5 protein-coding genes are annotated in these 16562 nt (G+C 58.6%); 2 read left to right on the top strand and 3 right to left on the bottom strand.

The window, feature by feature from the left end; translation table 11 throughout:
- Position 1 precedes the first annotated feature (1 nt).
- Positions 2–628: a tRNA-uridine aminocarboxypropyltransferase gene (locus AC56DI_RS11545; RefSeq protein ID WP_496346286.1), complete on the top strand. Its 627-nt coding sequence runs from the start codon at positions 2–4 to the stop codon at positions 626–628.
- Here AC56DI_RS11545 and AC56DI_RS11550 read toward each other — a convergent pair.
- The 3 genes from AC56DI_RS11550 to AC56DI_RS11560 all read right to left on the bottom strand — a co-directional run bounded on the left by AC56DI_RS11550 (position 625) and on the right by AC56DI_RS11560 (position 5879).
- A complete protein-coding gene (locus AC56DI_RS11550; RefSeq protein WP_496346648.1) occupies positions 625–1980 on the bottom strand; it encodes an HlyD family type I secretion periplasmic adaptor subunit in 1356 nt (451 codons plus the stop codon). The two genes, AC56DI_RS11545 and AC56DI_RS11550, sit on opposite strands and share 4 nt — an antisense overlap.
- 276 nt (positions 1981–2256) lie before the next feature.
- Positions 2257–4416: a type I secretion system permease/ATPase gene (locus AC56DI_RS11555; RefSeq protein ID WP_496346287.1), complete on the bottom strand. Its 2160-nt coding sequence runs from the start codon at positions 4414–4416 to the stop codon at positions 2257–2259.
- A gap of 101 nt (positions 4417–4517) precedes the next feature.
- Positions 4518–5879, bottom strand: coding sequence for a TolC family outer membrane protein (locus tag AC56DI_RS11560; protein ID WP_496346288.1), 1362 nt, complete (start codon positions 5877–5879; stop codon positions 4518–4520).
- Between the two features lie 456 nt (positions 5880–6335).
- Between AC56DI_RS11560 and AC56DI_RS11565 the strand changes: the two genes are divergently transcribed.
- Positions 6336–16490, top strand: coding sequence for a retention module-containing protein (locus AC56DI_RS11565; RefSeq protein ID WP_496346289.1), 10155 nt, complete (start codon positions 6336–6338; stop codon positions 16488–16490).
- Positions 16491–16562 lie beyond the last annotated feature (72 nt).

Genomic DNA, 16562 nt, shown 5'->3' on the forward strand with positions numbered 1-16562 from the left:
CATGTCTGATGTCGCGGCGCGTGCACGCTGCGGGCGCTGCCAACGGCCCCACAGTCATTGTTTGTGTGCCCTGATACCGCAGCTGCAGAGCCGTACGCGGGTGTTGATTTTGCAGCACCCGGAGGAAAGCCGGCATGCCTTGAACACGGCGCGCCTGGCGGCCCTGGGCCTGGTCAATGGCGAGTTGCAGGTGGGCGAGCAATTTGCCGACTTGGCGAGCTGGCTGGCTGACCCTGCGTATCAGGCGTGCCTGTTGTTTCCCGGCGACGACGCGCAGCCGCTGGCCAGCATGGCCATCAGCGCTCAGGAGCGCCCACTGTTGCTGGTGGTGCCGGATGGCACCTGGCGCAAGGCGCGCAAACTGCTGTACCTCAATCCCTTATTGGCGGCATTGCCGCGAGTGTGTCTGCCTGCGGGGCTGGAGTCGCGCTACCGCCTGCGCAAGGCACCGATGGCCGGCGCCTTGTCGACCCTGGAGGCCATCGTCGTGGCGCTGGAGGCGTTGGAAAGGCCGCACTCGTTCGCGGCCTTGCTGCAACCGTTTGAGGCGCTGATCGACGGGCAGATTGCGGCCATGGGCGAGACCACTTATCAGCGCAATCATGGTCGGGCCCCTGCGTCCGCTTAACGTTCGCGCAGGGCTTCGGAGCGCGCTTTAAGCACTGGCTTGAGCAGGTAGTCGAGGACGCTTTTTTCGCCGGTGATGATGTCTACCGTGGCGATCATGCCGGGGATAATCAGCAGTGGATGAGCGTCGCTGCCGAGGTGGTTTTTGTCGGTGCGCACCTGGATTAGGTAGAAGCTGTTGCCTTCTTCGTCGGTGATGGTGTCGGCGCTGATCAGCTCGAGATTGGCCTTGAGACCGCCGTAAATGGTGTAGTCGTAGGCGCTGAACTTGACCATGGCTTTTTGCCCAGGATGCAGGAAGGCCACGTCTTGCGGGCGGACCTTGGCCTCGATCAGTAGGTTGTCTTCCAACGGCACGATTTCCAGCAGATCGCTACCAGGCTGGACCACGCCACCGATGGTGTTGACCTTGAGTTGTTTGATGATGCCGTGCACCGGCGATTGCACGGTGGTGCGGCTAACGCGGTCCTCGATGGCCAGGCTGCTGGCGGTGATTTTTTGCAGTTCGGTGCGCACCTCGTTGAGCTCTTTGAAGGCATCAGAGCGAAACGCCAGCTCAGACTCCTCCATCTTGCTTTTGATTTCGCTGATGCCCGCCTGCGCCCGTGGGATGGCCAGGGTGGTGGCGTCCAGTGAGCCACGCATTTCCACGGCACTGCGACGTAAACGGAGAATCTCCACTTCGGAAATGGCGCCGCTGCTGACCAGCGGTTGCGACATGTTCAACTCCTGCTGGATCAAGCCAAGGCTGGAGCGGTATTGCTGCTGTTTGGAGCTGAATTCCGCCAGTTCCTGGGTTTTTTGCCGCAGTTGCTCGTTGAGGGTGCGTTGTTCGCTGTGCAGTCGGTCCTGGCGCGAGTTGTACAGGGCCAACTCGTCCTCGACCAATTGCGGTGCCTTCAGGGTGATTTCAGCGGGCATCTCCAGAGGGCGGCCTTCGGCTTCCGCCTGCAGGCGTTCCAGGCGGGCGGTGAGGGCCATGCGGTCGGCATCGCTTTCACCGCGGTTGGAGAGAAAGCGGGTGTCATCCAGACGTAGCAGCACATCGCCCTTATTCACCAACTGCCCTTCGCGGACGAAAATCTCGGCAACGATGCCGCCTTCCAGGTTCTGAATGACCTGAATCTTGCTCGACGGAATGGCCTTGCCTTCGCCCATGGTGACTTCTTCCAGTACCGCAAACTTGGCCCATATCAACGCCACTAGAAGCAGCAGGCTAACCAGCCATACGGTGATACGCGCCAGGGTCGGTGAGTCCTCCAGCAGGGTGCCGTCCACCTCGGGCATAAACTCGGTGTCGGGCTTTTGCCGCCACTGAGTGACGTATTCGCGCAACGACTGGCTGAGTTCCATCATGAGCATCCTAGGGTCTGTTGCCGTTTCATCGTGAGCCGCGTTGCCGCGAAAAATGGTCCCCGGTTAGGCGCAGGACGCAGATAATGGTCATTCCCTTATCAAGTCCTGCAACAACAGCGGGGGCCATTTCTCGCGCAACCCGAAGGGCCGGGCCGGTTTTTGTGCGAGTCGGCGTTACTCGTCGCTTATTTGGAACAACCAATCACACTCCTCGCGCCTTGCCTCGCGCAAAAACCGGCTCCGGCGCGGCCATGAATGAAATGGCAACAGACCCTAGACGGCGGCAGGGCCGACACGGCCCTTGCGCAGGGCTTCGATGACAGCTTCTTTGGGGCCGTCAGCAACAATATGACCGTTATCCAGCACGATCAGGCTGTCCACCAGGCTGAGCATGGAGGTGCGGTGGGTGATCAGCAGCAGGGTCTTGTTCTTGGCCCAGATATGCAGGCGGTTGCGCAGGATTTCCTCGCTGGTGTTGTCCATGGCGCTGGTGGGCTCATCAAACAGCAAAATTGGCGGGTCCAGCAGCAGTGCGCGGGCCATCAGTACGGCTTGGCGTTGACCGCCGGAGAGTAATTGGCCGCGCTCACCCACGGGGCGGTCGAAGCCTTGCGGATGTTGCCGGGCGAGATCGCCGACGCCGGTCATTTCCGCGACTTCGAGCATGCGCTCGTCGCTGACATAGCGGGCGCCGAGGGTCAGATTTTCGCGCAGGCTGCCGGCCAGCAGAGGTAGGTCGTGGGCGACATAGCCGATCTGGTGACGCAGGTCGGCAACGTCCAGTTGCCGCAGGTCGAGGCCGTCCAGTAGCAGTTGACCTTCTGCCGGTGGGTAGAAGCCCATCACCAGGCGTGCCAGGGTACTTTTACCCGAGCCGCTGCGGCCGATGATGCCGATGTGCTCGCCGGCCTTCATGCGCAGGCTGATATTGGCCAGCGCCGGGGTGCTTTGGCCGGGATAGCTGAAGCTGACCTGGCGTACATCCAGGGCACCTTTCAGGTGGGTGCGTTCCAGGGGACGCTGTTTGGCCTGACGCTCCTGGGGCAGGCTCATCAGGGCGTCGGTGCTTTTCATCGTCAGTTGAGCTTGCTGGTAACGGGTGATCAGCCCGGCAATTTGCCCCAGCGGTGCCAAGACCCGACTGCCGAGCATGTAGCAGGCGACCAATGCACCGACGCTAAGCGTGCCTGCGGTGATGCTGTACACACCGACGACGATGGTGGCCATACCCGCTACTTGCTGGAGGAACAGGGTGCCGTTCATGGCCACGGCTGCCAGCAGTCGTGAGTGGCTGTCCAGTCGTGCGAGGGCGCCGTGGGTGCTTTCCCATTTGTGCTGGCGCTCGCTTTCGGCACTGCAGGCTTTGAGGGTTTCCAGGCCGCCGAGGGTTTCGATCAGCAAGGCCTGCCGGGCGGCGCCGAGGGTGAGGCTGCGTTGTACGGTGTCGCGCAAGCGGCTTTGGATGATGAAGGCAAACAGGGCTGTTATTGGGAATGCCAAGATTGGGATTATGACCAGGGGGCCGCCGAGTAGGCCGATAACCAGCAACATCAGGATGGTGAAGGGCAGGTCGATCAGGCTGGTCAGGGTGACCGCCGTGAGGAACTCGCGCAGGCCCTGGAAGTCATGAATGCTCTGGGCAAAACCGCCAACCGTGGCAGGGCGAGCACTCATCGACATGCCGGTGATGCGTTCGAACAAGGTGGCTGACAGGACCACGTCGGTCTTTTTGCCGGCGGTATCCAGCAGATGGGCCCGTAATACCCGTAAGAGCAGCTCGAACGCGGTGCCAATAAACAGGCCGATGACCAGCACCCATAGCGTCGACAAGGCCTGGTTGGGCACCACGCGGTCGTAGGTTTGCATCACGAACAGCGGCACCATCAGGCCCAGCAGGTTGACCAGCAGGCTGGCCAGCAAGGCATCGCCATACAGGCCGCGGGAGAGTTTCAGGGTGTCGCGAAACCAGGCTTCTACCCGCGGTACCAGTGGCTTGCGGGCCTCTTCCAGCTCGTGGCGCGGGCGGGCGAACAGGGCCTGGCCGCTGTAGGCCTCGGTGAGTTCCTCGCGGCTGACCCACTGCTCGCCGCCATCGGTTTCGCAGGGCAGTACCAGGGCTTGCTGATTGTCGCCCCAGCGGCTCAGAACGCTGCTGCGGCCGTTTTTAAGCAGCAGCAATACGGGCAGGTTCAGACTGGAGATGGCGCTGAGTTCGCGCCGCAACAAGCGACCCTGCAAGCCTGCGCGGGCCGCTGCGCGAGGCAGCAATTCGGCTGACAGGCGTTGCTCGGGCAAGGGCAAGCCGGCAGTCAGGCTGGCGCGACTGGCAGGGCAGTCGTGCAGCCTGCACAGGATCAATAGGCCATCCAGTAGTGGATCGTCGTGGCTAAGCCGCGGATCTCCCACCGGTCCAGGCCGCTCCATGGTCGTCAATGGCAACTACTCCTTTGCATTGCGTTTCCCGGCCGATTAGCCGGCAGAGCTTATGCGGTGTTGCGTCTTGGCGGTTGCCGCGCGTCAGCCATCAGGCCGGGTTACTTCATCTCCGGCAGGCTGGCCTGGTTTTGCACATCGCTGAGGGCAACGGCTTCCGTCGGTACGACAATGTTCTGTTGCTGCAGCAGGGCGCCGGTGGCCGCTATCACCCGGTACATGGAGAACTCTTCGGTGTAGCGCACCTCGGTATAGCGACGGTTGGCGGTGAACAGCTCGTTTTCACTGTCGAGCAGATCCAGCAAGGTGCGCTGGCCCAGGGTGAATTGCTGTTGGTAGGCCTCGCGCACACGTGCGGAGTAGTCCGCATAGTCACGGGCTTTGGGCGTTTGCAGGCGGGCGTTGTCCATGGCGTTCCAGGCCAGGGCGAGGTTCTCGTTGAGTTCACGCAGGGCGTTGTTGCGGATGTCCATGGCCTCGTTGATTTTGTAGGCCGATGACTGCAGGCGAGCCTTGTCACGCATGCCGTTGAACAGGTTGTAGTTCATCGACACGCCGGCACGCCAGCCGTTGGAATGGCCGTTTTCACCTGAGACATCGTTGTCCGCATTGGTGGCCAACTCGGCATCGAAGCGTGGGTAGAAGGGGGATTTGGCCGATTCGTATTGCTTCTCGGCGGCCTGCACATCGGCTTGCGCGGATTTCAGCAATGGGTTGTTGCTGGCCACGCTTTGGCGAGCGCTGTTGATGTCGGTCGGCATGGCGCTTTTGATGCTGGCGGGAGAGGCCAGGTCGTCGGCGGGGCGACCGGTAACACTGAGAAAGCTGGCCTCGGCATCGGCCAAATTGACCTGCTCGGTGTAGAGGTTGTTCTGGGCCAGGGCCAAGCGCGCTTCGGCCTGGTCGGAGTCGGCCGTGCGGCCCACGCCTTGGTCGCTGCGCAGGCGGATCTGATCATGCATGCGCAAGTGCGCCTGCAGGTTATTGGTGGCCAGGGTGACCATTTCGCGGCGCTTGAGCACGTCGAGGTAGACCTCGATGGTACGCAAGGCCAGCGCCTCGGCGGTACCGAGGGTGTAATAGGCCCGCGAGTTAACGACCGCTTCAGTGCGCGCCACTTCGTTGGGGGTGTTGAATCCGTCAAACAGCATTTGCCGCAAGCGCAGCTCTGAGGTGCCGTAGGTCAGGGTTTCTTTGTTGTGGCTGCCCGGCGACAACGCACGGGTGCTTGGTGTGTCGGAGTTCTGCCGACCGTAACCCGCGAGCACATCGACGCTCGGCAGGTAGCCGCCCTTGGCTACTTTGACTTCCTCGTCGGCAGACAGGCGCGCGTTCTGGCTGGCCTGGATCTGCGGGTGGTTTTCGACCGTGCTTTGAATGGCCTCGGTCAGGGTCATGGCGTGGGCGGATGTGCAGCTCACGGCGAGCGCGATGCTGCTGCAGATAAGGTTCGGACGGCGCATGAAGTCAGTCTCCTTGGAAGCTGTTTTATTCCTGTCGCCAAGTAATTGACGATTTCGCCTGTTCAGCTGATTCAGGCTTGTAACTACACAGCTAAGAACATCTTTTCGTTCATCTAAGAAAACTTTGTAACAAGTGATATGCCGAAAAAATCTTATGCAGGCAGCGTAAAGCAGCACATTGTTTTATTTAGTCGTTACGTAATGCGTGGCTTGCAGCCTGTGCGTGATGAGAATTTGGTGGTCAGTGGGCCTTGGGCTAGGGAAATGTCAATCGGCCGTTTAGAGGGTGTTTGCAGTGACGTTTTGGCGACATTTTATTGTCGCAATATTTTTTTCGTTACTGCAGTAAGGCCTCGGGTTGGCGAGTTGTGCGTATTCCTACGGATTTGACGGGTGCATTGATCTTTTGAGCATGTGCCGACGGTGGTCGGCAGCGGTGTTGCGGAGGATGGACTCATGGCTACGTTGATCGGTGTCGTCAGACAAGTAGTAGGCGAGGTTTACGCAGTCGCTAGCGACGGAACGCGCCGGCTTCTAACGGAAGGTGATCGTGTGTTTGCCGGCGAGCAATTGGTCACTGGCGTCGATGGCTCCGTGGCGGTCGCACTCGCCGGTGGCGGCGAGTTGACCCTGGGGCGTGAGAGTACCCAGATGCTCGACAGCCAACTGCTGGCCCAGGCGCAAGCTGATGGGGCAAGCGATGCGCCTGCAGACGCCGCGCCCGTGGCACCCAGTCAGCAAGAGCTGACGGATGTTGAGCAGTTGCAAGCGGCTATCGAAGCGGGCGTCGACCCGACACAAAACGCTGAAGCCACTGCTGCGGGACCAGGCGGCGGTGGTGCGGGCGGCGCGGGTGGCGCCGGCGGTGGACATTCCTTCGTGCTGCTGGGTGAAACCGGTGAGGCAGTTGACCCCACCATTGGGTATCCCACAGGCCCGATCGGCTCGGCGCCAGAGTTTCGGGTAGCGGAAGCCGCGGACGTACCTGATCCCGAGGTCGTGGACTTTACGCCTGACCTTGAGGTTGAGTACCAAGATGCCGAAGGCCAGCTCATTGCCGGGCCTGGCGTGGTTGATGAAGAGGCCTTGGGCGATGGCAGCAACCCAGACAGTGCCGCCGAGCAGGCCAGCGGGCGCATTGTTATCAATTCCCCGGATGGTATCTCAGCCCTGCAAATCCAGGATATCAACGGCAACTTTATCGATGTGACCAATGGCGGCGTGGTCCAGGGCCAATACGGTGTGCTTACCGTTGATGGGGCGGGAAATTGGACCTATACGCTCAGCGATAACACCCTTGATCACACTAATCCCAATGCCAGCGGCACGGCTGACCAGGTTGGCGAGAGCTTCGCCGTGCGCATGTTTGACCTCGATGGCGATGTGTCGCCAACCGTACAGCTGAATGTGCAGATCAACGACGACAATCCCGCTATCAGCCTTGGGCAGGGCGAGTTCTCTGCGTTGGTTGTCGATGAGACCAGTCTTGATCTCAGTGCGACGGGCAATTTCGCCGGGGCCTTCCAAGCCAGCTTGGGCGCGGATGGTGGCGCCGTTGCTTACGCCCTTGAGATCGGCAGTCTCGACAGTGGCCTTAGGGATGCCGCCACGGGCGCCGTCATCGAGTTGCATCTGGTGGATGGCACTATCCAGGGTTGGGTCGATGGCGATCCCGCTGTGGTGGCCTTCACGGCAGAAGTCGATGGGGCGGGTGATTTGACCCTGACCCAACTGCGCGCGTTGCAGCACCCGGACCCGAGCAACAACGATGAGCCTTTGGCTATTGCCGGCGGAGCCATAAGGCTGGTTGCGGTTGCAACCGACGGCGATGGTGACACTGCCAGTGCCAATCTGGACCTGGGGGGGCTGTTGGTGTTCCGCGACGACGGTCCGACCCTAACGGTGAGCGTGGATATCTCACGTGAAGAGCAAGCCGCACTCTTGGTCAATGTGGATGAAACCGAAGGTGATGAACGCCTGGCAGTGGGTGAGCTGGACACCGATGGCAATACCGACGATGTGGGCCCAGGCCTAGGTCAGGTAACAACGAATGTGGCGGGTGGCTTAACCAGTCTGTTTGCTGCACCGGGCGGCAGCTATGGCGCGGATGGAGCAGGCACGACCAAGGGCGTTTTGAGTTTTGTCGGCTTTCCGCCTGAAGGTGGGTTGGCGACCAACTTGTTCTCGATGGCCGGTGGCGCGATCACGTTGTTCCTTGTGGAGGGCGTAATCGTCGGTCGGGATGCCAATGGTGGCGATCCCGTATTCACCATCGCCATCGTCGGCGAGCAGCTGCAAACCACGTTGTTTGAAGCGCTGGAGCATCCCGACAACGGAACCTTCGATGAGGCTGTGCAGCTGCAGCTGCTCACCGACGGCGCCGTACAACTGCAATACACCGTGACCCGTGAGGATGCCGATGGCGACAGCATCACTCAATCGGCCACAGTGGATCTGATCAGCCACACGACGGTTGAGGGTGAGGGCCAAGAGGGTCTGGTCAGCAACACCAGCTACTTCAGCTTTGACGACGACGGTCCAACCCTAACGGTGAGCGTGGATGTCTCACCTGAGGAGCAAGCCGCACTTTTCGTCAATGTGGATGAAACCGAAGGCGATGAGCGCCTGGCAGTGGGTGAGCTGGATACTGACGGCAATACCGACGATGTGGGCCCTGGCCTAGGTCAGGTAACAACGAATGTGACGGGTGGCTTAACCAGCCTGTTTGCAGCGCCGGGTGGCAGCTATGGCGCGGATGGAGCAGGCACGACCAAGGGTGTTTTGAGTTTTGTCGGCTTTCCGCCTGAGGGTGGGTTGGCGACCAACTTGTTCTCGATGGCCGGTGGCGCGATCACGTTGTTCCTTGAGGCGGGCGTAATCGTCGGCCGGGATGCCAATGGTGGTGATCCGGTATTCACCATCGCCATCGTCGGCGAGCAGCTGCAAACCACGCTGTTTGAAGCGCTGGAGCATCCCAGCAACGGAACCTTCGATGAGGCTGTGCAGCTGCAGCTGCTCACCGACGGCGCCGTACAACTGCAATACACCGTGACCCGTGAGGATGCCGATGGCGACAGCATCACTCAATCGGCCACAGTGGATCTGATCAGCCACACCACGGTTGAGGGTGAAGGCCAAGAGGGCCTGGTCAGCAACACCAGCTACTTCAGCTTTGACGACGACGGCCCGCGGGCGGCTGTTGCCGATGCGGTGCTGGATACCCTGGTGCTGGATGAGACGCGCAAGGTGGGCACTGAGCAGGCCGGCAATTCTGATCCTGCAGGCAAGGCGTCGGTCAGTGCGGACTTTGCCGACAATTTTGTCACGAGTATTGATTACGGCACCGACGGCCCTGGTGATGTGACCTACGCGTTGGCGCTTAAAGTGGATGGCATCGGTTCAGGGCTGTTTGCTCTGCAGTCGAATGACAAACTGGGTGAAGGTGGTGATGGCGACGGTTATGGCCAGGGCGCGGAAATACTGCTGTACCAGGTAGGCGATGTCATAACCGGTTCAGTGGGTGGGGTCGACTATTTCACTATCAGTGTTGATAGCAATACGGGTGTTGTGACGTTCACCCAGCTAGGAAGCCCGGTCAACAATATCTGGCACGCCGCAACCGGCAGTGATGACGACAGTTCAACGCTCACACTTGAAAATGCCTCTGATCTGCAAATCGTGCAGACAGTGACAGATGCCGACGGCGACAGCAGTGAGGCCGCGGTTGCCCTCGGGGCTGGCGTGTTCAGCATTGAGGATGACGGCCCACATGCCAGCATTTTCCTCAATCCGCTGCTGAGTAAGGTCGTGCACGATGAAACGGCGGGTTTGCAGCAGATTCCCGTATTCAGCGCATTAGTGAACAGCGACGGCAACGATGTGCCTGGCGTTGCCGTATTTGGCAGTGTGGCCAATGCCGGCACCGATTTGTCCGGCTTCGCCACAAGCACACTGCCAGTGGTGCTGACGCTGCTCAGTGATACCGGTGAAGATAATGAAGGTGCTACCAAGGTTGTGAGCCTTGAGCTCACCGGTTCGGCAGATTCCGGGCTGACGACCACCAATGGTCAAAGCATCTCGCTTTCGCTGGAAGGAGATCTTGTTGTTGGGCGGGTTGTTGGTGCTGGGGCTGACACCGGCAAGGCTGCGTTTGCTGTGGCCATCGATGCCAATGGTTTCGTCAGCGTTGCGCAGTACATGTCGCTCAACCACCCGAATCATTCAGGCGGCGTTGGCAGCTTTGATGAGACGGTCACGCTGCTGGGCAAGATCAATGCGGTGGTGACGGTCACTGATGGCGATGGTGATGTCGATGTGGCTTCTGTGCCCATCGGTCAGTTGATTGGTTTTGACGATGATGGCCCAACCGCCGCGATCCGTCTTGTCGGTGAGGTTGGTGTCACTCATGACGAAACGGCAGGGCTGCAAAATAACGACACAGGTGATTCGTCGGTCAGTGGACTGTTTGCCGGGGTCAGTAATCCAGGTGGCGATTTGTCACCCAGCGGTTATGCGCAAAGTGCTTCGGCGTTGGTCAGCACAGCCGGTTCGAATGTTGGTCAAGACCAGGAAGGCGCCGGCCTGGTGTTGAGCCTGTCGATTTCCAACGCGGCGAGCGGGCTAACAACCACCGACGGCCAGACCATCACGCTGGTTAAGGAAGGCCTGTTGATCGTGGGGCGCGTTGACGGCGGCGGGGCGGATGCCGGCAAAGCTGCATTTGCAGTGGCTATCACCGATGACGGCAAAATAAGCGTGGCGCAGTACATTTCCTTGCAGCATCCAATCACCGGAAGCAGCTACGACGAAGCCGTCAATCTGGCAGGCAAGATCAACGCGGTGGTAACCGTTACCGATGGGGACGGCGATGTGAAAACCGCCGAGGTTCAGATCGGACGGCAGATCAGCTTTGAGGATGACGGTCCAAGCATCAGCGCCTCGGGGGCAACCGGAGCGCAGCTCTCGGTTGAGTTCCTCGGCGGGAGTGCGGGCTACTACAGCAGCTATGGCTATTACACCAAAGATGCGGATGGAAACCCTGTCAGCGGCCAAGTGATCTGGGCAAACGTCAAGGGCCACCCGGGTGTGCCTGACGTCATCAATAGCTTGGATCCGGATACCACCGGCTTCTTCATCATCCCCAATGGTGCCGTTAACAATCTCGGGCTCGCCGATGGTGCGATGGTCACCTTTGAGAAGGTTGGCGATCAATGGGTCGCCAAGGTGGGAGCCACTGTGCTGCTGGGTTCTGACGGTTCCCATGTGCTGTTTAGCGATGGCGCGCTCAATGTCGACGGCGCGCACCTGACGGACAATGGCGAGCCAGGTAACCAGAACTGGGAAGACCTGACTGGCAGTCCTGATGATGACTTCAACGACGTCAACATCCAGGCCAACTGGAATCTTTTCAACTTGCAGGTTGATGAGACTGATCTCGGTGTACCTGGTGCGACTGCCAGTGGCAACTTCGCTGGGGCTTTCACCCACAATGCGGGTGAGGACGGCTTGAAGAGTGTCGGCTATAGCCTCAAGGTTGTTGATGGAACTGCCTCGAATTTGGTGGATACGGTTTCGGGCCAGGTTGTGTTGCTCAAAAGCGATGGGGCGGGCGGCGTAGTCGGGTATGTGGATCTGAACGGGGTCGCTGATGGTGGTGAGGAAAACGTCTTCACCCTTTCAGTCAACGTCAATACCGGTGTTGTATCCCTTGAACAGCTGCGCGCAATTTTCCATCCGACTACCGACCCGGACGAAGTTAAATCCTTGGCGTCGGGGTTGGTGAAACTCACAGCTACCGTTACCGATGGCGATAATGACACCGCCTCCGCTGACTTTGATCTGGGAGGGCGTGTCTCCTTCCGTGATGACTCTCCGACGGCCACCGATGACACTGCCGACACGGTGTTTGAGGGCGACCCTCTGCATGTCGTCGCAACCGGCAATGTGCTGGGTAACGACTCCGGCGGCAATGATGGAGGCAAGGCGTTTGTACGCTGGAATGACGATGCCAACCTTAACCAGACAGCACTTGTTGAACTGGCCAAGTACGGCACCTTGCAGCTGAATCCGAACGGTTCTTATACCTACACCTTGAATAATGCTGACCCAGATACTCAGGCGCTCACAGATGGCTCTGTAATCAGTCAGAAATTGCTCTACACCATGCGGGACGGGGATGGTGATGTCTCGCTGGCAGAGTTGACCATCCGTATCGAGGGCACTAACGAGGCTCCGACAATTGATGTGCGGGCCACCGACAGTGTGGTTGACGAAGCCGGATTGTTCCCGAATGGCACTGATGCAGGCGGTAACGGCGAGTTCGCTGGTGGTACTTTTGCGCTGGCTGATTCCGATGGGCTGGGTGACATCGAGTCGGTGACCATCACCGGGTTTGGTGCGCCGGTCGTCATCAGCATTGCGAACCTTGGCAACAATAACGTGGTTCAGGGTGCGCACGGCACATTGACCGTCACGGGATACAACGCCCTGACAGGCATTGCCACCTATAGCTACAAGCTCACAGAAGCGACCACCGATGTTCCGGCTGTCACCGAGCAAGATGTGTTCAGTCTGACAACTACCGACGGTTCTGAAGTCTCAGGTCCGGCATCGATCACGATCGACATCATCGACGACATGCCCACGGTCAGTCAGAACGCAACGGTGCAACTGGATGATGATGCGCTCGCTCATGGCATTGCGAATGGCATTGATGATGATGCTGACTCTGCCAATGAGAGCGGCACCTTGGGACATGCTTTCGGTGCTGATGGCTCCGGTTCAATCGAATGGCTGACATCGGGAGCGCCCGATGGCTTTGAGTATGTCAAATCGGGCGATAACTTGCTGATCAAGCAAGATGGCACCACCGTCCTCACGGTGACACTGAACACGGCCTCTGGTGCTTACACCGTTACGCAGAATGCAGTGATTGATCACCCACTGGGCAATGACGAGAACAATGTCTCTTTTGATCTGGCTTACCGGGTAACCGACGGTGATACCGATATCGTGGACGGAAGCCTGACCATCAATGTTGATGACGATACGCCGCAAGCCAATAGCAACAGTGGTTCGGTGACTGAGGCTGCGGGTAAAAACATCAACGCGGCGTTCGTGTTGGACTCCAGCGGCAGCATCAGCAACAGCGAATTCACCACCATGATGAATGCCGTCAAGTCTGCCGGCCAGGCTCTGTTCAATGGCAATGGCGGGGATGTGCGGATCACCATCGTGGCCTTCTCATCTGACTCGACTTCATACGCGCCCGTGACCACGTTGGCTGATTTCAATGCTCAAGTGGACAGCATCATTGCCAACCGGCCTTTTAATGGATCAACCGACTTTACCGATGCCATACAGGAAACCATGGTTGCTTACACGCCGATTCTAGGCTCAAGCAATCAGGTGTTCTTTATCAGCGACGGTAATCCGAACGAGCAGACTGGGTCAGGAAATAATTCCCTGAGCGATGCAACGGCCAGCGCATGGAACACTTTTGTCGACAGCAATGGCATCAACGTTACTGCTATTGGGGTCGGTGACGGCATCAACAATGCCCGTTTGCAGGATGTTGATCTTGATGGAAGTGGCGCTCCGATCCTGGTTACAAACTTTGGTGGATTGGTTAATACGCTGCTTGCTGCGGTTACACCGCCGGTTGTACCCATTGAGGGTAATGTACTGGCCAACGATGGCTCCGGTGCAGATGTGCCGCTGTCTTTCTTGAATTGGAGTGCTGGAAACGCTGGTGCCATCGCCGATCTTGCTCAGTACGGAACCTTGGTGCTTGATCCAAATGGGCATTACACGTTCACGCTGAACAACGACGCCGTAGCGACCCAGGCGCTTGATGATGGCGTTGCCGTGGTGAAGGTTCTTACCTATACCGCGCAGGATGCGGATGGAGATCCAACCACCAGCACACTGACGATTACCATCAATGGCAGCAACGATTCTCCAATCGCCAAAGCCGATACCAATTGGGCGCAGGAAGATGTCATCAATGCCACCGGCAATATGCTGCAAAGTCTAGCCCACAATGGGGCGCCAGACAGCGCTGTGCGGGGGGACGTGGCTGACACCGATGTCGACGACACGCTGACGGTCACCGGCGTTACTGGCGGCAATGTCTATGGCACCCTGACCTGGAGCCCTAGTGGCACCTATACCTACGCCGTGGACAATACCAAGGCGGCGGTCCAGGCCCTGGATGATGGCGAGAAGCGGACCGAAACTTACACCTATACGGTCACCGATGGTTCAGTGCCGCGCACAGCAACGCTTACCATCACTGTGTTCGGCTCGAACGATGCGCCAGTGGTCAATGCAGATACGAACTGGGCGAAAGAAGATAGCAGTGATGCCAGCGGTAACCTGCTGCTGAACCAATCGCACAACGGCGCTCCTGACAGCGTGGCCAGAGGTGATGTGGCGGATAGCGATGTCGATGGCGAAACCTTGACCGTGACGGGTGTCACCGGCGGCAATGCCTATGGCACCCTCACCTGGAATGCTAGCGGAACCTACAGCTACAGCCTCACTGACACCAACCCGGCGGTTCAGGCTCTGGGTGAGGGTGACACGCTAACCGAAACCTATACTTACACGGTCACAGACGGTACGGCGCCGCGGACTGCAACACTGACCATCACGGTCTTCGGTACCAATGATCGTCCGGTTGCCAATGCTGATACCAACTGGGCGAGGGAAGACCAGAGCGATGCCAGCGGCAATGTACTGGCGAACCAAGCGCACAACGGCGCGCCCGACAGCGCAATCCGTGGCGATGTGGCTGACACCGATGTTGATGTCGACCCACTTACGGTAACTGGCTACACCGGTGGTAACGCCTACGGTACCTTGACGTTGAATTCAAACGGCAACTACAGCTATGCGCTGGACAACACCAAGCCGGCAGTGCAAGCGCTTAATGATGGCGGCACGCTGACCGAGACTTACACCTACACCGTCACGGATGGCACAACGCCACGCACGGCGACGCTGACCATCACCATCTTTGGTAGCGATGAAAATGCGCTCGTGGTTGGTAAGAACGTCAATGACAATCCAGCACAAGGCACGGATCACGAGGTGGATACCTCGCGGTATGCTCCAGATGGCGACATCCAGGGCGGTAGCGGCAACGATGTGCTGATCGGTGATATCGGTGGTGCCACACAGTTGGCTGGCCAGAAGGCCAACATCGCCTACGTACTGGATAACTCGGGCAGCATGACGACCACTATCCAGTTCACCAATTCCGCTGGTGCAACCAGCAATATCAGCCGTCTCGATGCGTTGAAGCAGTCTGTAATTGCGTCCCTCAACGGCCTGTACAACTCGGGTGCCAGTGATATCCGGGTGCATCTGGTCAAGTTTGGTACAGACGCACCCGCAGGCTCTACGTTCACGCTTACTGCAGGTGGTTCCGACAACAGTGCACAACTGATTGCTGCCATCGCCTTCGTCAATGCGATGACTGCCAATGGTAGTGCTACGGGCGGGGAATATACGAACTATGAGGCTGGTTTGGTTCAAGCCAATAACTGGATTCAGTCATCAGGCGGCAATTCACCGATATCGGCGGCGGATGTGAACAAGGTGCTGTTTGTATCTGACGGTGTGCCGAACCGGGCCTACAACAATAATGGCACTACTGTAGAGAGCGTTAGCTCTTCAGATGCAATGCTGCATGTTCTTGGTGGAGGGGATGGCGATAACGTCAGTGAAGTGGGGCGTATCGAAAACTCAGATGGGACCACCGTCGGGCAGACATTCACTATCGAGTCTGTTGGCATAAGCGTGGATGCTGGCGCGTTGTCTCTGTTGAGTCAGGTTGAAGGTGTCGGTGGCAGTGCCAATAACGTGACCACCGCCAATCAGCTGACTTCGGTGATTGGTACCATTTCCGGTGGATCAACCAGTGTTGCTGGCGTGGGTAACGATGAACTGAATGGCGGTAGCGGCAACGACATCATCTTCGGTGACAGCATCCATGCTGATAACGCCGATGGTGGCTGGGCTGCATTTGTTGCCGCACATCCTGGGGCGACAAATGGCCAACTCAGCACCTTGATTGCTGCCGATCATGCCACTTTCGGCCAGGAAGGCTCCGTAGGCGGAAATGACATCCTCAGTGGTGGTGCCGGTAATGACATCCTTTACGGGCAGGGTGGCAATGACACGCTGATTGGCGGAACGGGTGATGACCTGTTGATCGGTGGTACGGGTCACGACACCTTCAAATGGCTGGCCGGTGACAGTGGATCTGACACCGTGCTGGGCTTTGTCCACAACTTCAATGGCAATGCTCAAGGCGATCGTCTTGATCTTTCGCAACTGCTTATCGGCGAGCACGGACAAACCGGGGATGTGGGTAATCTGCTGAGTTTTATCGATATCAGCACTGCCAGCTTTGGCGGCTCTTCTGCATTGGATACGGTCATCAAAGTGAGTGATACCACAACGTCGAATCCGGCGACGTCGACTGAGCAGACCATTGTCCTGCAGGACGTGAACCTGTTTGCCAGCTATGGTCCAGGGGCTAACGAAGCCAGTGTGATCCTGGGCATGCTCAATGATGGCAGCCTCAAGGTTGATGCTGCTTAAACCCTGCTGAAGTCATCAGGCCCACACCCCTCTGGGGCGTGGGCCTTTTTGTTGATGCGCACAAGGCGTTAT

The sequence above is a fragment of the Pseudomonas sp. BGA-UO-ETr-WB11 genome, from assembly GCF_059567785.1.

Coding starts and splice junctions, on each gene's coding strand:
- AC56DI_RS11545 (WP_496346286.1), top strand. CDS start 2: ATGTCTGATGTCGCGGCGCGTGCACGCTGCGGGCGCTGCCAACGGCCC.
- AC56DI_RS11550 (WP_496346648.1), bottom strand. CDS start 1,980: ATGGAACTCAGCCAGTCGTTGCGCGAATACGTCACTCAGTGGCGGCAA.
- AC56DI_RS11560 (WP_496346288.1), bottom strand. CDS start 5,879: ATGCGCCGTCCGAACCTTATCTGCAGCAGCATCGCGCTCGCCGTGAGC.
- AC56DI_RS11565 (WP_496346289.1), top strand. CDS start 6,336: ATGGCTACGTTGATCGGTGTCGTCAGACAAGTAGTAGGCGAGGTTTAC.